The sequence below is a fragment of the Qipengyuania sp. JB2-7 genome (genome assembly GCF_055693485.1).
Map to the genome: position 1 here is coordinate 1,032,161 of NZ_CM146335.1, position 21,173 is coordinate 1,053,333.

Annotated in this window: 21 protein-coding genes, 1 tRNA gene and 2 pseudogenes; 15 read left to right on the forward strand and 9 right to left on the reverse strand. The window is 55.5% G+C overall.

Annotation, left to right across the window (positions count from 1 at the left end):
* Window position 1: 1 nt before the first annotated feature.
* The 5 genes and pseudogenes from ACZ1GM_RS05025 to metX form a co-directional block, all read right to left on the reverse strand.
* Window positions 2-2,150: pseudogene (locus ACZ1GM_RS05025) on the reverse strand (S46 family peptidase).
* 175 nt (window positions 2,151-2,325) lie between these two features.
* On the reverse strand, window positions 2,326-2,712 hold the full coding sequence (locus ACZ1GM_RS05030; protein ID WP_472678046.1) for an alkaline phosphatase PhoX: 387 nt from the start codon (window positions 2,710-2,712) through the stop codon (window positions 2,326-2,328).
* Window positions 2,713-2,843: 131 nt separating this feature from the next.
* Window positions 2,844-3,593 (reverse strand): annotated as a pseudogene (locus ACZ1GM_RS05035) (alkaline phosphatase PhoX); the annotation flags it as partial.
* 226 nt (window positions 3,594-3,819) lie between these two features.
* On the reverse strand, window positions 3,820-4,419 hold the full coding sequence (gene metW / locus ACZ1GM_RS05040; RefSeq protein ID WP_472678047.1) for a methionine biosynthesis protein MetW: 600 nt from the start codon (window positions 4,417-4,419) through the stop codon (window positions 3,820-3,822).
* Window positions 4,412-5,512, reverse strand: a complete 1,101-nt coding sequence (metX, locus tag ACZ1GM_RS05045; protein WP_472678503.1) for a homoserine O-acetyltransferase MetX — start codon at window positions 5,510-5,512, stop codon at window positions 4,412-4,414. Before metX ends, metW begins: the two co-directional genes overlap by 8 nt.
* A 106-nt stretch (window positions 5,513-5,618) precedes the next feature.
* Here metX and ACZ1GM_RS05050 point away from each other — a divergent pair, with 106 nt between their 5' ends.
* Together ACZ1GM_RS05050 and ACZ1GM_RS05055 are read left to right on the forward strand one after the other, a co-directional pair.
* A complete protein-coding gene (locus tag ACZ1GM_RS05050; protein WP_472678048.1) occupies window positions 5,619-6,719 on the forward strand; it encodes a pyridoxal phosphate-dependent aminotransferase in 1,101 nt (366 codons plus the stop codon).
* Window positions 6,716-7,615: a prephenate/arogenate dehydrogenase family protein gene (locus ACZ1GM_RS05055; RefSeq protein WP_472678049.1), complete on the forward strand. Its 900-nt coding sequence runs from the start codon at window positions 6,716-6,718 to the stop codon at window positions 7,613-7,615. The genes ACZ1GM_RS05050 and ACZ1GM_RS05055 overlap by 4 nt, the downstream gene beginning before the upstream one ends.
* Before the next feature lie 117 nt (window positions 7,616-7,732).
* Here the strand turns inward: ACZ1GM_RS05055 and ACZ1GM_RS05060 are convergent, their stop codons facing one another.
* From ACZ1GM_RS05060 to ftsE, 4 genes are all read right to left on the reverse strand, one after another.
* Complete coding sequence (locus ACZ1GM_RS05060) at window positions 7,733-8,413, reverse strand: lysophospholipid acyltransferase family protein (RefSeq protein WP_472678050.1); 681 nt, start codon at window positions 8,411-8,413, stop codon at window positions 7,733-7,735.
* A gap of 8 nt (window positions 8,414-8,421) precedes the next feature.
* Window positions 8,422-8,952, reverse strand: a complete 531-nt coding sequence (locus ACZ1GM_RS05065) for a YdcF family protein (protein ID WP_472678051.1) — start codon at window positions 8,950-8,952, stop codon at window positions 8,422-8,424.
* Window positions 8,949-9,719: a cell division protein FtsX gene (locus tag ACZ1GM_RS05070; protein ID WP_472678052.1), complete on the reverse strand. Its 771-nt coding sequence runs from the start codon at window positions 9,717-9,719 to the stop codon at window positions 8,949-8,951. The genes ACZ1GM_RS05065 and ACZ1GM_RS05070 overlap by 4 nt, the downstream gene beginning before the upstream one ends.
* Before the next feature lie 159 nt (window positions 9,720-9,878).
* Window positions 9,879-10,613 carry a cell division ATP-binding protein FtsE gene (gene ftsE / locus ACZ1GM_RS05075; RefSeq protein WP_472678053.1) on the reverse strand — a complete coding sequence of 245 codons (735 nt, stop codon included), beginning with the start codon at window positions 10,611-10,613 and terminating at the stop codon, window positions 9,879-9,881.
* A 165-nt stretch (window positions 10,614-10,778) separates the two neighbouring features.
* On the opposite strand from ftsE, the gene ACZ1GM_RS05080 reads away from it, so the two are divergent.
* From ACZ1GM_RS05080 to ACZ1GM_RS05140, 13 genes are all read left to right on the forward strand, one after another.
* Entirely contained in the window at window positions 10,779-11,693 is a 915-nt protein-coding gene (locus ACZ1GM_RS05080; RefSeq protein WP_472678054.1) for an MJ0042-type zinc finger domain-containing protein, read from the forward strand.
* Window positions 11,694-11,810: 117 nt separating this feature from the next.
* A tRNA-Leu gene (locus tag ACZ1GM_RS05085) sits at window positions 11,811-11,897 on the forward strand.
* 217 nt (window positions 11,898-12,114) lie between these two features.
* Window positions 12,115-12,315 (forward strand): helix-turn-helix transcriptional regulator, encoded by a 201-nt coding sequence (locus ACZ1GM_RS05090; RefSeq protein WP_472678055.1) that lies wholly within the window; start codon window positions 12,115-12,117, stop codon window positions 12,313-12,315.
* Window positions 12,316-12,421: 106 nt separating this feature from the next.
* Window positions 12,422-13,108 carry a hypothetical protein gene (locus ACZ1GM_RS05095; protein ID WP_472678056.1) on the forward strand — a complete coding sequence of 229 codons (687 nt, stop codon included), beginning with the start codon at window positions 12,422-12,424 and terminating at the stop codon, window positions 13,106-13,108.
* A gap of 49 nt (window positions 13,109-13,157) precedes the next feature.
* Complete coding sequence (locus ACZ1GM_RS05100; RefSeq protein WP_472678057.1) at window positions 13,158-13,283, forward strand: hypothetical protein; 126 nt, start codon at window positions 13,158-13,160, stop codon at window positions 13,281-13,283.
* Window positions 13,252-13,635, forward strand: coding sequence for a TIR domain-containing protein (locus tag ACZ1GM_RS05105; protein ID WP_472678058.1), 384 nt, complete (start codon window positions 13,252-13,254; stop codon window positions 13,633-13,635). Before ACZ1GM_RS05100 ends, ACZ1GM_RS05105 begins: the two co-directional genes overlap by 32 nt.
* An 8-nt stretch (window positions 13,636-13,643) precedes the next feature.
* A complete protein-coding gene (locus tag ACZ1GM_RS05110; RefSeq protein ID WP_472678059.1) occupies window positions 13,644-14,270 on the forward strand; it encodes an Nmad2 family putative nucleotide modification protein in 627 nt (208 codons plus the stop codon).
* A complete protein-coding gene (locus ACZ1GM_RS05115) occupies window positions 14,263-15,396 on the forward strand; it encodes a hypothetical protein (RefSeq protein WP_472678060.1) in 1,134 nt (377 codons plus the stop codon). Before ACZ1GM_RS05110 ends, ACZ1GM_RS05115 begins: the two co-directional genes overlap by 8 nt.
* A 142-nt stretch (window positions 15,397-15,538) precedes the next feature.
* A complete protein-coding gene (locus ACZ1GM_RS05120) occupies window positions 15,539-16,057 on the forward strand; it encodes a uracil-DNA glycosylase (RefSeq protein WP_472678061.1) in 519 nt (172 codons plus the stop codon).
* Between the two features lie 245 nt (window positions 16,058-16,302).
* Complete coding sequence (locus tag ACZ1GM_RS05125) at window positions 16,303-16,821, forward strand: hypothetical protein (protein ID WP_472678062.1); 519 nt, start codon at window positions 16,303-16,305, stop codon at window positions 16,819-16,821.
* Window position 16,822: 1 nt separating this feature from the next.
* Window positions 16,823-18,979, forward strand: coding sequence for a type IV secretory system conjugative DNA transfer family protein (locus ACZ1GM_RS05130; protein WP_472678063.1), 2,157 nt, complete (start codon window positions 16,823-16,825; stop codon window positions 18,977-18,979).
* A 17-nt stretch (window positions 18,980-18,996) separates the two neighbouring features.
* Window positions 18,997-20,037: a hypothetical protein gene (locus ACZ1GM_RS05135; RefSeq protein WP_472678064.1), complete on the forward strand. Its 1,041-nt coding sequence runs from the start codon at window positions 18,997-18,999 to the stop codon at window positions 20,035-20,037.
* 82 nt (window positions 20,038-20,119) lie between these two features.
* A complete protein-coding gene (locus ACZ1GM_RS05140; RefSeq protein ID WP_472678065.1) occupies window positions 20,120-21,109 on the forward strand; it encodes a replication-relaxation family protein in 990 nt (329 codons plus the stop codon).
* Window positions 21,110-21,173 lie beyond the last annotated feature (64 nt).

The following is a 21,173-nucleotide window of genomic DNA, read 5'->3' on the forward strand; positions in this document are numbered from 1 at the left end:
CTCATTCAACAATGTCCATTTCGTCGATTAGCCCCTGAGCGCCGTCAACCTTGTCCATCACCCATAGCATGTAGCGCGTGTCGACATGGATCGTGCGGGTGGTACGCGGATCAAAATCCCAGTCGGAATTGACGCTTTCGAATGTACCGTCAAACAACAGCCCAACGAGTTCAGCCCGGGCATTCAGCGTCGCCGACCCACTATTTCCGCCGGTTGAGTCAAGATCGGACAGGAAGTTTACTGGAACCGACCCAATGCTATCGAGCGCATAGGGCCCGTAATCCTTGGCCTCGATCCGCTGGAGCAGCTTCTCGGGCGAGTTGAAGGGCTCCTCACCCGTATCCTTGTCAGTGATGCCTTCGAGTGTAGTGAAGGGCAGATAGGTCATGCCATCGCGCGGGCTGCCGCCCAGAACATTGCCGAATGTCACGCGCAGTGTGCTGTTGGCATCTGGATAGGTCAGTTTGCCTTGTTCACGCTGCCATCCAGTGATCGCTTTCATATATGCCGGGCGTAGGGCCAGCGCGCGCCCTGATCGGGTTTTGCGTTCGGTTTCAAGTTTGAAGCCGTATTCATACATCGCAACGGCGAGCTGCATGAAGGGGTCGTCGCTCGCCTCAAGCTGTGCCGGTGATGCCTCCATCAAAGCGAGCCGGGTTTCGGATCTCGTCAAGCGCGGTATTGGCGTAGAAACGCTCAACAAGTGCTGGCAGTTCGTCCGCAGTTGTTTCCGAAGTCAGGCCCACCGCTTGGTCAAACTCAGCTACCCGCTCGCCCATGGGCTGTGCGATATAGCCCGTGAGGAACAGCACCCACTCCTCCTTGTCGACCGCAGAGTCATAGCGTCGATCGAGCGCTTGTAGACCCTGCTGGAAGAAGGTCATATCACGTTCCTGAAATCCCGGTTCCCGCTCGGCATTGGGCTTTTGCCGTTCTTTGGCGAGACGATAGAGCCGCCGGGCGGTCGAGAACAGCTGAGCCCGGCTCACATTGCCATACCAGAAGTTGGTTCGGGCCGCAGCTGCGCTGTCCTCTGAAAGCTGCGAGAGTTCGGCAATAGCTTCACCATAGGCAGCGCGGCTTTCATCGGCATTGATCCACTCGGCAAGTGCTGCCTCACGCTCACTGCGTCGCTCAACTAGTCCGACGCGTTTGGCGCCATCAATCTGTCCGCGCAAATTCTTCTCAAAATTGTTCAGGCCCGCGAGATCAGATTCGTATTTGACGCGCGCGTCAGACCCTTCGGGTGCGGCCCCTTCAATCGTGCTAATCCAATCGGTCAGCAGCGTCTGGAATGTGGGATAAGTCCAGTTAAATGTGTTCTCCACCTCAGCCATCAAGGTGTAACGGCTGGTCGATCCTGGATAGCCTGCAGCCATAACGAAATCGCCATCGTCAAGGCCAGACGCACTGACTTTTAAGTGATGCTCTGGTTCGTAAGGAACGTTGGCTTCATCGAAGTCCGCTGCTGAGCCATCTGGCCCGACGTAAGCACGATAGAAGGCGAAATCGCCGGTGTGGCGCGGCCACTGCCAATTATCGATGTCGCCGCCATATTTGCCGATCGAGTCTGCGGGCGCATAGACGAGGCGCACGTCACGCACTTCGAGGCGCTTCACCAGCTTATATTGCGAACCCCCATAAAAGCTTGCGACCTGACAGCGAAAGCCGGCGTCTTCTTCGCACCCAGCGATGATGTCTTTGCGCCGTTGCTGTACCAGCTCATACCGCTTTAGCGGGGCAAGCCCCTCTGTCCCTGCGCGAACTTGGTCAGTGACATCGGTCACGTCTGTCGTGACATAAATACGGGATCCTGGTGTTGCTGGCAGTTCGTCAGTTTTAGCTGCGGCAAGAAATCCGTTTTCCAGATAATTGTTCTCTGCGGTCGAATTGAACTGCACTGATCCGCGCGCGCAGTGGTGGTTGGTGACAACGAGACCCTCTGGGGAAACAAAGCTGGCGGAACACCCGCCGAGCGAAACAACCGCACCCATGGGAAAGCCAGTGAGGTCGGCGAGCTGCTCGGCATCAATCTCAAGACCAGCCTCTTCCAACTGTCCGCTAATCTCTTGCAACTGATCCGGTGTAAACATGCCTTCCTTCGCGGAAAGTGGCCCGGCGGCAGACATTGCTAGCGAGGATGCCAGCATGAGATTGAGGGCGAACAGTCGGTTATGCTTCATAAGTGAGTTCCAGAGATTGTCAGTCAGTGTGATATAATATTACGCGCCTATACGCTTTTGCAGGTGAACTGCAAACGTCGCTCGCGCGCGTAACTGGTCCCCATTTTGCCGGTGATCGGTCGGGGTGTAACCGTCGTCCTGATTAGGCTGCCCAAGGTCCAGTGATCGCGACGGTGCGGGTCGGTGCATAGGCATTCACAAAGAACCATTTGCCGTCGGGAGAGAAGCACCCGCCAGCCAGCTCTGTCTGCATGCCTAGCCGCGCAAATGCATACGCCTCGCCTTCTGGAGTGATGCCGCGCAGGTGATTGTCCACCACGTCCGTATATTGGTCTTCGCACACAATCAGATGGCCGTTGGGGGACACACATAAATTGTCGCCATAGTCGAACTGTTCTTTGCTCTCACTTTCAAAAAACAGCTCGACGCGATCGGGGCTATTTCCGCGACCGGGAACCAGTCTGAAAATCTGACCCAATTTCTTGGCGCCGCCACTTGTTGAGCAGAAATAAAGTTCGCCATCCCCCATGTGAATGCCTTCTCCACGTGCGATGAGGGAAGCCCCTGAGCAGCGGCACGCAGACGTAAATCGTCCTTAGGTGCCTCTACATCGTCGAGATCAATCCAGCGTATGGTATAGCTTTGGCCGACAGGCATCGCCGCCGCATCCCAATTGCGCGTGTCGGACAGACCCTCAATCACCGCGGCTTGCAATTTGCCGCCATCGGCGAGCTTGCCGGGCGTGCTGGGGAGGAAACGATAGAGGACGCCGTCATTGCGATCCTCCGTCTCGTAGACATAGCCGGTTTCAGGATCGACGCAGGCAGCTTCGTGATTGAACCTGCCCATTGCGCGCAATGGCACGGCGTCAACAAGACCAGTTGCATCGCCGGGAATCTCAAATACCCAGCCATGATTGACGGCAAGTCCGTCTCCATAACGCTGACCGGGGCCGGTTGGGGCTTCCTCACAGGTCAGCCAGCTACCCCAAGGAGTGACCCCGCCAGAACAATTGCGGATTGTCCCGCCAAGCGTGCGGAACTCTCGTTTCACTTCCAGAGTTTCTGCATCCAGAACGATATTCGTCGTGCCGCCCGGTACAATCTCGCCATTGCGCGTGCCAAATCCATGCGCGATTGGCCCACCAGCATCATCGCTGGGGATCAGCTCGTGATTGCGCACGAGAACGATTTCACCGTTGCCCAAATCAAGGCAGCCCATGCCATCAGCCTTGTCTGGAACAGTGCCCCCATCGCTCATCGCGTCGCCAAGGCTTGATAACACGCGATATGAAAAGCCCTCTGGCAGATCGAGCATGCCCTGCGGATCGGGCGTAAGGGGACCGTAGCCTGCCAGCGATGGCCTATCAGACAACCCCGGCGCAGCGCGCGTCATACATCCACTCGCCATCAGCGCGGCAAATGCGCTTCCGGTGGCGGCGAGGAACTGGCGGCGGTTCGGCTTGGGCAGGGGCACGTTCTAAAACTCCGAATTAAGATACGTCAGATGTAACGTTGTTTAACGACTGTCTTGTGACTTCGTCCACGAAATCTCGTCTGCCTGATATACTAGCTCGCAATTTTTCGCAGCTCCGTTTGCGGCGACGGGATCGCCATGCTCTTCCTGACTAGATGACCTATTTCTGTACCTCGAAAAGTGCATATTCCGCACGCCAATTTGCGCCACTCGCCCCAACTTTTCGCTCGCGCGTAAAAAACCAGCTACGCGCAATTTCCAGGCCCAATTCTTCTATAAGCAGCTCAAAATCTTTGACCGTCACGTGGTGAATGTTCTCGGTCGCATACCAACTAACCGGTAAGTGGCGCGTAACCGGCATCTGTCCGCGACTCAGCAAGGCCCAGCGCATCCGCCAATAGGCAAAGTTAGGAAAGCTGACATAGGCGCGCTCGCTAATCCTCAATAGTTCCTTCAAAATTTGATCGGGGCGTGCCGCAGTCTGCAAGGTTTGGCTAAGGATAGCGATGTCAAATGCACCATCTGGGTAAAAGCCCAAGTCGCTATCGGCATCGCCCTGAACCACACTGAGACCCTGCGCGACACAACGTTCCACACATTCTCCGTCAATTTCTATACCACGCGCATCGACGTCGCGTTGATCGCGCAAGACTGCCATCAAGGTGCCGTCTCCGCATCCGACGTCAAGCACGCGTGAACCGCGAGGAACCTGATCGGCGATCACGGCGAGGTCTGGGCGAAGGGTTGACGCGTCAACCATCGAGAAAGCCTTTGATCACGCGGTCTAGCGCGGGCACATCCAACAGAAAGCTGTCATGGCCGTAAGGTGCGGACAGCTCGACAAAGCTGACCGGTGCGCCCGCCGCATTCAGGGCGTGCACGATATGGCGACTCTCCGCGGTGGGATAGAGCCAGTCGGTATCAAAGCTGACCAGACAGAAACGGGCCGGTGTACCCGCGAACGCCTCAGCCAGCGTTCCGCCATGCTCCTCCGCCAAATCGAAATAGTCCATGGCGCGCGTGATATAGAGGTAGGAATTGGCATCGAAGCGTTTGGTGAAGCCACTGCCTTGATAGCGCAGATAGCTTTCGACCTGAAAATCGGCATCAAAGCCAAACCCTTTTGCGTCTCTGTTTTGCAGTCTCCGGCCAAACTTTTCGGTTAGTCCGTCTTCAGACAAATAGGTGATATGCGCTGCCATCCGTGCCACGGCGAGACCGGCATCGGGCGCTTTGTCAGCCGCATAGTAGTCGCCATTGCGCCAAGCCGGATCTGCCATGATCGCCTGACGCCCGACCTCATGAAACGCGATGTTTTGCGCTGAATGCCGCGCAGTTGTAGCGATAGCCAGCACCCTGTCCGCGCGCTCAGGCCAGTTCGCGGCGAGGCTCAGCGCCTGCATGCCCCCCATTGATCCGCCGACGACGGTGTGCAGCTTCTCAATCCCAACTTCGTCCAGCAAACCGATAAGCCCGCGCACCATGTCGCGAATGGTAATGACCGGGAAGCGCATCGCATATGGCTGCCCATCTTTAGCTACACTGGCTGGGCCGGTGGAACCAATGCAACTGCCGATCACATTCGCGCAGATGACATGGAATCTGTCGGTGTCGATAGGTTTGCCGGGGCCGACCATTCGTTCCCACCAACCTGGTTTTCCCGTGATCGGGTGTTTGCTTGCCACGAACTGATCGCCAGTCAGGGCATGGCAAATCAGGATCGCATTGCTCCTGTCGGCAGCCAGCTCGCCATAGCTTTCATAAGCTATTTGCGCACCCGATAGGCTTTCCCCGCCATCCAGCGGCAGAGGGGGCGTGAGCGTAACGCTCTGATATTCCGGGCGCGTCGTCATGGCTGGGCGACGCTTGAGCGAGTGGGCTTGAGGTGTCAATCGCGCTCTTGTTCGACTTGTTATTGATGCTGTTATTATTCGGTGAATGCGGTATCGCCGCGCCGTTATGGCGATACAACCTCAACTCAAACCATGGATCGATCAGATCAAGGCGTATGTGCCCGGCAAGTCAAAGAGCGATGATGGGCGCGCATTGATCAAACTGTCGGCAAATGAGAACCCGCTTGGATGCAGCCCAGCGGCGCTCGCCGTGTTGAACGAAACTGGCAATCCCGCGTATTATCCCGATCCGGGGGCTTTGCCGCTGGCTGAGGAAATCGCGGCACTACATCGGATTGATCCTGCACGGATTGTGTGCGGTACAGGTTCGGGAGAGCTTCTGCATTGTGCAGTTCAGGCGTTCGCCGGGCCAGGCGACGAAGTGCTGTTCACCCGTTACTCCTTTGCGCTGTATCCCTTGCTGGCTCGCAAGGTTGGTGCAACTCCGGTAACCGTGGCAGATGATGATTACGCGTCATCGGTTGACAATCTGCTGGCAGGAGTGACCGCGAAGACCAAGGTTGTCTTGCTGGATAATCCCAACAATCCCTGCGGCACCATGCTATCGGCTGACGAGGTCCGCCGCCTGCATGGTGGGCTGCCACCCGATGTGCTGCTGGTGCTTGATCAGGCCTATGCTGAATATGTTGACGCCGATCATGATGATGGCGGGTTGCAGCTCGCCGGAGAGGCTGAAAACGTGCTGGTCACTCGCACGCTGTCCAAAGCCTATGGGCTAGCGGGCTTGAGAGTCGGCTGGGCGATGGGCGCCTCCAATTTGATTGATGCGCTCAACCGGCTACGTGGGGCCTTCAATGTTTCAAGCCATGCACAGGCGGCAGGTGTTGCGGCCATCAAGGATCAGGGTTTTGTCGCGCGCTCGCGAGAAAGTAATGCGGTCGCTCGCAAGCAGTTTGTCGAAGCTATCGAGGCGCTCGGCAATCACGGACTGCGGGCAATTCCAAGCAAAGCAAATTTTCTTTTGGTTCTGTTCGAGGGGGCGGTGACCGCAGAGATGGCTTTGCAAGAATTGGCAGAGACGGGATATGCGGTCCGCCATCTGCCGGGGCAGGGACTGCCGCAGGCGTTGCGCATAACTATTGGAAAGCGAGCTGATATGGACGCGATTGCGGCCACCTTGCGAAATCTGGTCGAGACTGCGCAATGATTGAACGGGTTGCGATAATCGGCCTTGGGTTGCTCGGCGGTTCTCTGGGACTGGCGCTGGCAAAGCGTGCGCCGGGAATTGCCACCACTGGTTACGATGGCGATGCGCAAGTGCGGGATCGCGCCCGCGAACGAGCCTTGGTCGGTCAAGTTTTCGATACAGCCGAAGATGCAGTTGCCGACGCTGACCTTGTGATCCTGTGCGTGCCAGTGGGTGCGATGGAGGCCGCGGCGCAAAGCATCGCACCGGCATTGAAGTCCGATGCGATTATCAGCGATGTTGGCTCATCCAAGCAAAGCGTTGTGGAGGCGCTCAAAGCCGTACTGCCCGATCATCCGATCATTCCCGCGCACCCGGTGGCCGGTACCGAGCAAAGCGGCCCCGATGCCGGTTTTGCCGAGCTATTCAACAATCGATGGTGTATTTTGACGCCCACCGAAGGTGCGCCGGACGCTGCGATTGCCGCAGTGCGATCCTTGTGGGAGCAACTGGGCTCGAAAGTTGAACTGATGGATCCTGAGCATCACGATGTGGTGCTCGCTGTAACCAGTCACATCCCGCATCTGATCGCCTATACCATTGTAGGGACAGCGTCTGATCTTGAGGAGGTTACACGCGGCGAAGTCATCAAATATTCGGCTGGCGGTTTTCGAGACTTCACGCGGATTGCGGCGTCTAACCCTGTGATGTGGCGCGATGTATTCCTCAACAATAAGTCTGCTGTGCTGGAGGTTCTAGGGCGTTTCAGCGAGGATTTGTCCGTGATGCAGCGCGCCATCCGATCAGGTGATGGTGAGGCGCTGCATGAGCTGTTTAGCCGAACACGTGATATTCGCCGCCGCATTATCGAGCAGGGTCAGGACGATGATCGGCCTGACTTTGGCCGGGATCACTGAGGTATTTGCAGATTAGCCTAGCCGCCTGCGCCCTCCACCCAGAGGATATTCAGAAAAGCCCCGGGTGGAAGGGTGGAGGGCGCAGGCGGCTAGGGCAGAAGCTACAAAACTATGCACTCACCCATTCAGCGCATTGATTGCGTCCAAAACGCGTTCCTCAACTTCCTCGCGCGGCAGGCCGGGCGGGATTGCCTCGCCAAAACGGTAAGTGATCGTCCCTTTGCGCTTTAACGTGGGTTGGTACAGCGGGCCTGCATTCACGGCCACCGGGACGACTTGCAGCCCCAGCATTTTGTACAGCCCAGCAAACCCAGCCTGCAACTTGCGACGTTCGCCATGCGGTACGCGCGTCCCTTCTGGAAAGATAACCAGCGGGCGGCCATCCTTTGCCATGGCGCGCGCTTCGCGGATCATGGTCATCAGCGCTCTCGCCCCAGCATCGCGAGCGACAGGTACAAGACCATAGGCTTTGCCAGCATGGCCCCAACCCCAGATCTTGAACAATTCCTGTTTGGCAAAGACAGCCGGAATATTAAGCAGTTGCGTTGTGTCAATCGCCTCAAAAAAACTCTCATGCTTGATCGCGTAGAGCGCCGGTTCGTCAAGCGGTTCGCCCTCGATCACTATCTTGCAGCCAAGCAGATTTTCGACGCCCCAACGGTGCATCCCGCTCCACATGTGAACGCAGCGGCGGAAGGCGTTGTGACTGAAAGGCAAGGCAATCAGCGCAGCACCCGTTGTCACGATTGAACCCGCGTAAAACCAGATGAAAAATGCCAGATTTCGAAGAATGAGCATGATCGAGACTAGCTGGGCCATCCATGTAGAATAACGGCGGCGATCAGCTTGTTATATTCGAGGAAATAGGTGCTGATATTGGGCTGAGATGCAACCGCATCCTGCACCAGTCTGAAATTTTCCGGCAGGACATCACGAAATTCCGATGCCGTTCGTCGCATGTGCCAATCGGTGGTGACGAGCCTCACCGATTTGAACTCGTTTTCGGATACCCATTGCGCCGCCTCATCCGCATTGCTTCGCGTATCGACCGCGAGATAGCCCAGTGTAACGCAGCAGCGCATTTCGCTGCGTTTTACATCAAACTGCACGGCGAATTCGTTGTTGGTGACTTCTGGATCCACGCCTGACACGAACATTTGCGACGCATCGCCTGAACGAAGAACCTCCAGTCCGCGCTGAATTCTGCCCGCGCCGCCGGTCGGTATGATGACAGCGTCCGTTTGCACACCCGCCAGCTTGCCTGGCAAAGTGATGGCAAATGCCAGAAATCCCAGCGCGTAAATGAGCACAATCGAGGCAAGAAAACGGAGAATCACAGCATTTTTCCCAGCGATCGCATTACCGTCAATCGCGCCGTGAGCAAGGCAATCGCGATCGCCGCCAGTGGGACGAGGAAAAGCAGAATCCAGTCGAACCCATTCAAACCACCGCCGGAAATCATGCCAGACTCCAAAGCCGCAAATTGTGTGCCCAAAACCGACAGCATGATCGCGCCCAGCACCAGGCCTGAAAATCCACCAAGCGCAGCATCAATCAGGATGGAGCGTTGGAATATGCTGGCGATTTGGGAATCGGTTCCGCCCAAGAGGTGCACAATCTCGATCGTGTCGCGGTTGGCATTCAGGGCATTGCGCGATGCGAGATACACTGCTGCTGCGCTGGTCGCCGCGAGCAAAATGATTAGCCCCCATGACAGCCAGCGTAACGTGGAAATCGCACTGAAAACCGGACCAAGCCAGCCTGCCTGAGCATCAACCCGGGCATCTGGCGCCGCGCTCTCCAAAGCGTTGCGTAATGCGTCAAGGCGCGCTTCGCTCGCGTTTTCATCAAGCCGTAAATCAATGAGAGCCGGTACTGGCACAACCTCGTTGCCTGCACCTTCGCCCAGCCACGGTTCGACAAGCGCTGCGATCTCTTCGTCCGGAACAAGGCGCATTTCCAGAATGCCATCGAAATCGTTGAGCGCTTCTAAGGCGCGCTGCGCCTGTGCGTCGCGCTCTTCCACGTCCGCCTCGATGATCTGGATGGTAACGCCTCCCTCCAAGTCGTTGCGAGCCGCTTCGCCCAAATTCGCTACTGCCAATCCAGCGCCGTACCGCAAGTACAGTGAGCGCGACCATAATCGCGATGACCCACAACATCGGCCCGCCCATACGTGCTTTGGGCAGCAATTGCGCTGCCTGCCGTCCAGCGAGCGGTGCAAGACCGCGTTCCACCGCGCGAGCAAGAACCGGAGGGCGGCTCAATTCTCGTCCTCGAGAATTTCTCGTTTCGGGGGATATCGCAACGCGCCGGTCGGGTCGGCGAGGCGGCCTTTGTCGAGACGCATGATCAGCGAATCAGGCACTTTCTTGATCAACTGAAAATCGTGCGTTGCGACAACAACGGTAGTCCCGAGGCGATTGAGAGCTTCGAACAATCCGATGAGCTTTTGGGCCAATTCCGGGTCGACATTGCCGGTGGGTTCGTCGGCCACCAGCAATTCGGGGCGCGCAATGACGGCTCTGGCAATCGCAACGCGTTGCTGCTCACCGCCAGAAAGCGTTGCAGGGCGAGCGTCAGCACGATGACCCAGGCCAACCCATTCAAGCATTTCTGCCACGGGTTGCTGCAAATCGACTTCGCGGACGCCCGAAACGCGCAGAGGCAGGGCAACATTATCGAAAGCGCTCAAGTGATCGACAAGGCGGAAATCCTGAAACACCGTTCCCAATCGGCGCCGGAATGCGGGCAGTTCTTCGCGCGGCATGGTGATGACATCGCGCCCAAACATGTTCACCGCCCCGCGTGATGGGCGCTGCGCCAGATAAAGCAGTTTGAGCAGCGAAGTCTTGCCCGCGCCGCTCGCGCCAGTCAGAAAATAGAATCGACCCGGATAGAGCGTGAAAGAGACGTTGCTCAACACCTCGCTATCGGTGCCATAACGCAAACCGACATTGTCGAACCGGACGATCTCGTTTTCGCCGCTGCTCACCATGTGCCACCTCTTGGTGAGCTCTGTTCGTTGGAATTTTGGTTGAGACAGGTCATCTGTCACTGCCCATACATAAGCTTCGATGTGGAAAAAAGCCGTTCCTTTGGCTTGCCGACAGCGGCGTGCACTTGTTGCAACTGATCTGGTAACCTAAGGCCTTCATCCAAGATGATTATCTCCTGCCCCGCCTGCAATACCCGGTATGTCGTGCCCGACAGCGCAGTCGGCGTGGATGGCCGCACGGTTCGCTGCGCCAAATGCAAGCATAGCTGGTTTCAGGATGGTCCGGAAATTGAGGTACCTGAAGGTAGGGCAGAACCTGCAGTTTCTCCGCCTCCACCTCCTCCTCCTCCTCCGCCACCACCTCCTCCTCCGCCGCCTTTAGAGGAGAAGGTTGAGTCAGATAAGTCAGATAGAGAGGAGCATGCTCAGGAAGATCTGCCCGAAGATCGCACCGATGCGGAACCAGATGCCGTGCCAGAGCCGGGTTGGTCGCGCGATACAGAGCAATCATTTAATGCTCAGCGAGAGCCAGAACCTGAACCCGATTTCAGCTATGCGGAACCCGACGAGTCAGCGAGTACCATTGCTGAAGAGCCTGTTTTTGACGAGCAGGAAGTTTCGCAATTTGATTACGAGCCACCATTCCGCCCGCGTCGCAATATCCTCAAATACTGGACATGGGCCGCAGGGATCTTTGCCGCTGTCGCTTTGGGTATAGTGGTCGCTTTCCAGTTTTTCGGAGTTCCCAGTTGGGTGCCGTTCGAGCGGCCCTTGTTCGGCGCTGTGCAGCCGGACCTGGAAATACAGTTCCCGGTTGATCAGCAGGAATTGCGGACCCTTGAGGATGGAACCACGTATTTTAGCGCTCGGATCATTGTCACAAATACAGCGCGCGAAACCCGGCCGCTGCCTAATATGCTGATTGTTTTGCGCGATGGGCGCGAGCGTAAGGTTTTCGACTGGGTCGTCGTTCCGCCGCAGAGCGAATTGGCCCCTGGTGAAGTGCTCACCATCAATGAGGCAATCACTGAGATTCCCCGCGCAGCGGTGTTCGCTGATATCGGCTGGGCGATGAACTAGAGTAACTGCTCAAGACTCCTCAAAATTTGGTGCGTAAACGGCTTGCGGGGTGGCAAAGGCCCTGCTAGTGGCGCGCTCCTACCAGCGAGGAGATGCAGCGCATCTCGCTTGCGATGTGCGGTCGTGGCGGAACTGGTAGACGCGCAACGTTGAGGTCGTTGTGGGCTAACGCCCGTGGAAGTTCGAGTCTTCTCGACCGCACCATTTTCTTGAAAATACTCAATAAATTCAAAAGCTTGTGGCAGATTGCGAAATTTGGCCCACCCTCTAGCCCACCTGAATTCATGCGTCACAGCGGCTAAATATGTGCCGTCATGTTCAGCTCGTTTGGCGACTCCGCCTGATCCTGATAGCGTCAATCCTGCCTGGGTATTGTCGTAAACCGGGGCATCGCGATGCTCTCTTCACAGGGAATATCGTGATGAGGATACTATCAAAGCGTCAGCTTAAGGAGCTTGTTCTGTACTCACCGCAGCACATCGCACGACTGGAGAAAGCCGGGCAATTCCCCAAGCGGGTAAACCTAGGCCCATGCAGAGTGGGGTGGGTTGAGGACGAAGTGCTCGACTGGCTCCAACAACGACTGGACCGCCGAGAAGCGCCTAGCCGACACTCCTATTGAAGGAGCGGGTGATCGGGTTTGCAAACCCGGTCACCCATTTTTTGATAACATCCAACCGTGACCCTCATCACGTGACTTTACGCCGAACCGCCCTTAAACGGTTCGCATGAGCACGTCAGTCCCAGAACCAACTAGTGAAACGGTTAAGTCGCTGGTCAATATTGGTTGGGATAACAAAGACTGGGCTTTCACTCTTTCGATCAGCGTTTGGGCATTAGTAACGATTGCTGTAGTCGCCATCGCCTTGCTCGTATGGCGCTATCTCGCCGGAGGATTTACTTTCAAGTCTTTTGAAATCGATCAAGCCGATATCGGTATTGGCAATCAGAAATTCAGCTTTAAGCCAAACTTGATGGACAAGCAGGTTGCCTACGCAATCTGGGTCGAATTAAGTACGCGGAAAATCGGACTTCCGATAGACTTTGAAAATGATGTTCTGAGCGAAGTCTATGATTCATGGCATGGCTTTTTCAGCGTCACTAGGGAACTTGTGAAAGGCGTTCCGGCGCAAAAGGTAAGCCGAGATAGCACCCAGAAGATCATCCGTCTTTCCATTGAAGTGCTGAACGAAGGCTTGCGTCCACATTTGACAAAATGGCAGGCTCGGTTCCGTCATTGGTATGATCGCGAACTAAGAAAATATGATGAGAGCGATGGTACTGAAGTGCTAGACCCTCAAATGATCCAAGCTAAATTCCCTCAATATGACGACCTCAAAGCAGACATGCAGCGGGTTAATGTGTCGCTTATGAAATACCGGGCAAAAATGCATGCGCTTGTCTTGAAAGATTAAAGCCTGCCACCATATCACCGGAACATATCATGAAAATGAGGGGTTTGAGATGGCCGAGCGGACAAAAAACGTATTCATCAGCCATATTCATGAAGATGATGATGGACTGGCCAAGGTGAAAGGGCTTTTTGGCGAGCAATGGTATGAATATACGCGATTCTTCGATCAATTCTAGCAATCCAAATAATGCGAAATCGGAGGATTACATAAAATCCAACATCCTTGCCCCTCAGATTAAATGGGCGGGAACCTTGGTAGTTTATGTCTCGCCTGACACGAAAGATAGCAAATGGGTCAATTGGGAAATTGAATACGCGCATAAGCTCGGCAAGCGTATTGTCGGTGTTTGGGAACAAGGGGCCAACGAATGTGAGCTTCCCGAAGCACTCAACAACTACGCAGATGCAGTAGTCGGATGGAACGGTAGTTCTATTGTTGATGCAATCAATGGCGATTGCGATGTGTGGGAAAAACCGGATGGTTCGCCCTGTGATGTACAGTCGATCACTCGGCACCGCTGCGGCTGAGCAAACCAGTGGGTCGCTTGTTCTCTTACGTGGTGAGATACGACAGCGGGTTCGCTCCCAACCCCTTCTATGGCCGTTGCACTCTAGCGACCTGCAAACCTGATATTCGTAAGAGTGCTCAAGCCGGAGATTGGGTTGTTGGGACCGGCAGTGCGGACAAGAGGGTCAACAGGGGGACTCTTCTCGTCCATGTCATGAAGGTCGAAGAGACCATCGATTTTCGATCCTATTGGAATGACCCGCGCTTTGCGGCGAAAAAACCGCAACGGCGTGGAAGCCGAAAGCAGAGTTGCGGCGACAACATCTACCACCGTTCTCCTGACGATGCTGAATGGCTTCAATTGGACTCATTCCATTCAGACGAGAACGGCCAGCGCCGAGATGACCATGTCAGGCGCGATACGGGCGTTGACCGCGTGTTAATCGCCTCAGACTACTACTATTTTGGTGGTGAAGGGCCGGAAATCCCGGCCATGTTTCGTGATCCAGAACGATACGATGTCTGTCGTAAGATTAGGCGACGATCCATTCTGCAGGACGATCAGTGGATAGCAGAGTTTGCTGCTTGGCTACGGACCTTCGGTGAACCAGGTTTTCATGGGCGACCGCTCGATTGGGTGCTTGAAGATGGCTGACCAGAATACTCACGCAACAATTCTGCTTGCGGACTACGTTCGTGAAGTCGCGACCACTGACAAGATGAAACCGGACATTCCACCGGTCCTGTTCGGCCTTTTTGGTGAGGTCGGTGGCATCATGACCGCTGCCAAGAAGCATCATCGCGAAGGTGCAGTTTTCGTTGGCTATCGTCGTGCGGTAGAAGAGGAATTTGGTGATACCCTTTGGTACTTGGCGGCCCTTTGCCGCCGTCTGGAAATTTCCCTCGAAGATTTGTTCAGTCGTGCCATCGATAGCGACGACTACCATTCAGTGCTTGCCGCTAGCGACGTTGAGAACGGCGCGCTGGCACGAATCACTTTGCCACGCCACAGCACCAAGCTGGATGACGCACTTTTGGTCCTCGGTGAAGCAGCCTCCAGCCTTCTAGGTGTTAGCCATAACTCAGAGAATGTCGAAGAGTTGCTCGTCTCTTTCATAGATAGCTATCTGAAAGCAGTCCAAGTTTCGGAGGTCTCATTCGGCGAAGTTGCTAGAAGCAATCTTGCTAAAACGACAGGGCGTTTTGTTCCCCCAGTTCTCGCGACGCTGCCTACATTTAACGGTGACTTCAAGGCGGAAGAGCGCCTGCCGGACAAGTTCGAAATAGAGATCACACAGCGTGCTAGTGGGCAAAGCTATCTACGCTGGCATGACGTTTTCATCGGTGACCCGCTAACCGATAACATTCATGACCCTGATGGTTACCGCTTCCACGACGTTTTCCATTTCACACATGCTGCAATTTTGCATTGGTCGCCAGTTATGCGTGCACTCATCAAGCAGAAGCGGAAAAGCAACAAGGCAGTTGACGAAGCACAAGACGGAGGTCGCGCGATTGTGGTTGAGGAAGGGCTCACAGCATGGATCTTTTCCCGAGCCAAAGAACTCGATTTCTTCGCAACCAAAACATCCGTTTCCTTTGATATGCTCAAGACAATCCGTGATTTTGTGAAGGGGTATGAAGTCGAAGCTTGTCCTCTCTATCTCTGGGAGCGGGCCATTCTCGATGGTTACGCCGTCTTCCGACAAGTTCGAGACAATCAGGGTGGTGTCGTAATTGGGGATCGCACTGAGCGAACAATTGGATATAGACCCCTCTAATGAGGGACAGATGACACCAAACCAATTTGTATCACAGCTCGGAACTCTACGATTTCCAGCCACGTTCAATCCTTACGCAGATAGCTGCCCCGTCCATGACTTGAAGGGCGCTCCGGCCATCCGAGCGGAGCTTCTTGAACACATGCTCGATTCTGCAATCTCGGTTCAAGTTGATGCAATTTGGGTTGGGCGCGATCTCGGTTTTCGAGGAGGGCGCCGAACTGGCATGGCCCTCACCGACGATGTGCATTTTCACGATCACCTTGGGCGTTGGGGAATTGAACGGGCAAAGCCCACTATTGGGCAAGCAGTTTCCGAACGGACGGCTACAGTTGTGTGGGACATTCTGGAACGCATACAGGCTTCAGTTTTTCTCTGGAATGTGTTTCCGCTCCATCCACACGATCCGTCAGACCCTTTCACTAACCGAGCGCACAACGCGAAGGAGCGACGGGCGGGGATTGAGGTCTTGGAACAGCTGATCGGCCTCTTGCATCCAAAACGTCTTATTGCTGTTGGTAACGATGCCGAGGCGGTTCTTCACAAAATTGCGCGCGAACAATCGGTCGTGAAGGTCCGGCACCCAAGCTATGGTGGGCAGACGGAGTTCGCCGAGCAAATGCAGGAGCTGTATGAACTAAATGGCGGCACCTTGCTTTGACACTTAGATCATAGGGATACCACGTCGGTTTCCTGTATCCCCATCCTGTACAATTCCCAATCCCCATACATAGCTGAACACAACCCCGCATAGCTCCGCACGACTCACACTAACCTGCCTGTGACTTCATAATCATTTCTTCCAATCATCATGAATTCACTATCGACGGCAAGAACAAGATTGAATATCCTTGACCATCTGAACTTCCGTTGCATGATCACTTCCGAACAACTCAGGGGGCTGAAATGGAACTGCTTTTCAAACGTGAACAGACTACCGGAAAGATGAGTCGAGTTAACTTCAGGCTGTGGGGAAAGCTTGAGGTAACTGAAGACGAACAAGCCCTCATTGATCGCTACCGTTTCGATGAGTCCATTCTAATCGGCTCCGATGATTCCGAGCTACTGCGCAAGGCCGTCAAGCTAGGTGCCATCGTGTTCGTTGTTGCAGCTTTGCTGCTCGCATACCTTTCTTCGAGCGGCATGATGGGCTTTCTAGGTGGTGCGGCAGCAGGTGTTGGCGCTGGCTATTGGCTTATGAATGAGAAGCGCGAAACTATCTTCGTCAAAGACCTGCTGCATGGCCGCAACTTCACCTGCGACAGCGTGGTCGAGCTTGCCCAAAAGGAAGCGTGGCTTGAGGGAGCATGCGGCGTGTTCCGGCAGGTAATGGAAAGCGCCAAGCACTGGGACGGCGTGGAGCGACACGCTATCGAACCGTTGCCGAAAGACGAGGCCAAGGAACTGATCCTCAGGGCCGCCTGACATGGTCTGGCGCGTTGGTGCCCGCGTCCATGCCCTTGTGCATGGCATGTTCAAGCCTAGTGAAGCAGAGCTGGTGCGCCAGCAATGGGGCGAGGTTGAGAACCTGTTCCAGCAAAAGGGCGTTGCCGATCTAGCGGGACGCTCCCAGCTCATTGAAGTGATAGCCTGCGCGGTGACCGACCGTCTCGGTATCCCGGCCACTCACGATCAGGCCAGTCTGATCGTGGCACTGGTTGGCGAGGTGTTTTCATACGAAGGTCTGTTCGTCCTGCCCCATGTGGATTGGACAGCAGACCGCACGATTGCCGAGTTGTGGGACATCAGGGAGGAGCTGACCCGCCAGTGCAGCTTTGTGACTGACTTCGAGGTGAACTGCGAGCTGCTGGAGTTGGCTTTCGCCTCGATGCTTGGTCCGCTCTATGAAGCCTGCCCGGCTTTGCTGGAGCAATCCGAAGATAGTGACGGCATTACCGTCCCCACCCATTTGCTCCGCAATATCGGCGATCTTGGCGGCGTAACCCAGTCGATGCTTGGCGTAGCTTTTGCCGAAGATCTGTCTGAGCAGGGATTGCTGGCTCGGCTATCGAACCGCCTTGAGCGCAATCTTATCGTGGCCTCCGGTGGCAATCCCGACGATCCGCGAGGCTTCAATCGCGCTCCCAAGCTCCCGGAGCAATTCGATGCGAAGTCGCCAGAGCAACTTGTCTCCACCTATCTGGGTGGCACACCGCTGTTGTCGCTGTTCGATCAGACGCTCGACTTCACGATCCCGACCAAGACCCGCTTCGAGCATCACCACATCGTCGCGGGGTCAGGGCACGGTAAAACTCAGACCCTGCAATACCTGATTGCCAGTGATTTTGAGGCTGTGGCCAATGGGGACCGCACCGTCATTGTGCTCGATAGCCAGGGCGACCTGATCCGCACCATTGCCAGTCTGAAAGAACTTGCACCCGGTGAGCCACTGCATGAGCGCGTAGTTATCATCGACCCCAGCGATGTGGAATGGCCGGTTTCGCTCAATCTGTTCGATGTAGGCATGGAGCGTCTGTCTGGCTATGCGCCACTGGAGCGCGAGCGCCTTACAAATTCCATTCTGGAGCTATATGATTTTGTGCTCGGCACGCTGCTCGATGCGCAGATGACGCAGAAGCAAAATGTGATATTTCGCTACGTCACGCGGTTGATGCTCCACATCCCTAACGCGACCATCCACACTTTGCGCGAGCTGATGGAACCGGGCAGCGAAAAGAAGTTTGCACCGCACATCCGCAAGCTCTCTGGCACGGCCCGCCATTTCTTCGATACAGAATTTACCTCACGGGAGTTCGACCAAACCAAGAAGCAGGTGTTGCGTCGCCTCTGGGGTATTCTCGAAAACCAGACATTTGAGCGCATGTTCTCGCACCCTCGTTCCCGGCTCGATCTCTTCAAGGAGATGAATGCGGGCAAGGTCATCCTCATCAATACCGCGAAGGATTTGCTGAAAGAGCAGGGCACCGAAATTTTCGGACGATTCTTCATCGCTATGATCGCGCAGGCTGCGCAGGAACGCGCTACTTTGGAAGAGCACAAACGCACACCGACCATCGTCTACGTCGATGAGGCGCAGGACTACTTCGACCGCAACATCGGCCTGATCCTAGCGCAGGCCCGCAAATACAACGTGGGGATGGTGCTCGCACACCAGTATCTCGGCCAGCTCGAACCGAAGTTGCAGGAAGCCTTTTCTGCCAACACGGCCATCAAGTTTGCGGGCGGCGTGTCCGCCAAGGATGCCCGCGCTCTTGCGCCGATGATGTATTGCAGCCCTGAACTGATCGAGGCGCAACCCAAGGGCAGTTTTGCCGCCCATGTGCGTGGGCAGACCAAGGGAGCGGTGCCGCTATCCTTTCCGTTCGGGTATATGGAAGCTTTGCCGAAGATGGAGAAGGCTGAGCGCCATGGGCTGCGCCAGCGAATGCGCGAACTGTATGCCAATCACTACTCTGCCTTGAATGACACCGAAGAGCAGGACGGTGATAAAACAGAGGCAGAAGATGCCGCCACGTCGCCGGAAGCTTCGCCTGAAAGCAGTCACAGCAAGAAGACCGACGACAGCACTCAGCCCAAAGAACCTCCCGGCCACATCGACACTGATGCCGGGGACAAATGGTAGGCGAAGGAGGCGCAATTATGGCCACCCTGTTTTGCAACATAGCTTGGATGGAGAAATATGCCGGTCGCGACAAACGCGACCCACCTCTTGGAGGCGGCGGATTTCCGCGCAAAGAAGGCTACTGCGGAGAGGAGTGCAACTTCGTCGCAGCCGACGATGGCTATGTCTACGGCCATTTTGAGACCATCAAAGGCCAGATTGATCGAAAGGTTCAGATCGAACGGCTTGGGGCTGGCAAGTCAGACGGCTTCGTCGATGGCGTAACAGTCGTATGGACCGCACCGAAACATGGTCATGACCCAAGGACCGTTGTCGGTTGGTTCAAGAATGCTCGTGTCTATCGCCACCGGCAGCACTTCAATGACGAATACCCTTCAGCTCAGCATGAGACTGATGAGATCGATTCTTACCGTGTTCGTGCTCGTGTCGAAGACACAGTTCTCCTCAAACCCAAGCAGCGCACGATGGATTTGCAACGGGGGCTTGGGTGGAGTGGGCAAGCGAGTTGGTGGTATGCTGACGACACGACAAATACAGATGCTCGCCAGTTCGTCCGAGAGGTTCAAAATGCTATCGGCTGCAGGAAATTCAACGCGATTCAAGGGAAGCTCAAGCAGAAGTCGCGCAAGGGAAGACGTGCAGGCGCAGCAACAGCCGATGCGTATGTCCGATACATCAAACAACACGAGATTGCCGTTAGCCCGCTCCATGATCGGCTCCAAAGTCGGTTCAAAGCATATATTCGAAGCCGATTTCCGACAGCGACATTCCCTGATTGTTATCGGGATGACCTTCGCTACATAGTGCCAGATGGCACTGCCGTTATGGTCGAAGTGAAGCCAACCGAACAAGCAACTGTCCGCTTTGCGATCAGGACGGCGATTGGTCAGCTCATCGACTACCAGCAGCAGCAACAGTGGTCAGGAAAGCAGCTCATTGTTGTGTCCAACGAGGTCGAGAGTGCCGAAGATCGCGCTCTTGCGCTGGAGAATGGATTTGGACTGGCATGGCCTGCTGGACAAAGCAGTTTCAAAATTATCTGGTCCACTTCCCGCTAGCCATAATTGCACATGACTTGCCGCGCCGGAACACTCCTGAAAATGCTGCACGGAGACAAGCAGCCTTTCTCTGCATAGGTGAATGACCCTCACAACTGGAGGGTCATTCATGCCAGAGAATATCGACACGCTTGGGCGCAGGACACGACTATCGCCCAGTCCAACGGGCAAGCGGGTTTCACCGACCAAACGCGACTTGCGTTGGTTCGCGGCACTGGCCGAGCATGGGCCGCTACCCAGTTCGTTTCTCCTCGCGTTCAGCGGAAACAGCCATCGCAGCGAGAAGCGCGCCCGCGAGCGTCTGACCGACCTCTTCCATGAAGACAATACGTCGCACGGCGGAGCATACGTGACGCGGCCACCGCAGCAGTTCCGCACTATCGACAGCCGATACAATCAGCTTGTCTATGATCTCACCCCAGCCTCAATTGCCGCACTAAAGAAAGCTGGCATGACCAACCATCGGCAGCGGTCAGGGCCGTGGCTCCACAATCATATGGTGGCCTGCATCACTGCCAGCATTGAATTGGCCTGCCTTGCGCATCCTGACATCAGCTACATTCCGAAAAGTGCAATTCTTGTGCGGGCCAATACCGAGCTGCGCTGGACAACGAACATCGCCGATCCGGCGACCGGGAAGACCTATCCCAAAGACCTACTGCCTGACGCCGTGTTCGGCCTGGAGTATCAAACGCCCTGCGGCAGCCGCTTTCGGTTTTTCGCCGTCGAAGCTGACAGAGCCACCGAGCCGCTCACATCCCGCAATTTCAATCGCAAGAGCTTCGAGCGGCATCTGCTGCAATATGCTGAATACGTGGAGCATGGCGGATACCGCGAACACCTTGGCCTTTCTGCACCGTTTTTGGTACTCAATGTGACCAGCGATCCAAACCGCATGGATCGAATGCGCGTCGTATGCAGCGAGCATTTTCCACAAGGAAACAACTACCAACTGTTCCATTGCTGGAAGGATTTTGGTCCTGTCTATCGGCCTCCCGTGCTCAATCCTGCCTTATTGATTGGCGATTGGGCACGGTCGGCCTTGCCGCCCACTCGAATAGAGCAGCCCTGAATGATGCGACCCGATCATGTAGCCATTGCCAAGACCTGCCAAGTCAGGCATATGATTCATGGTT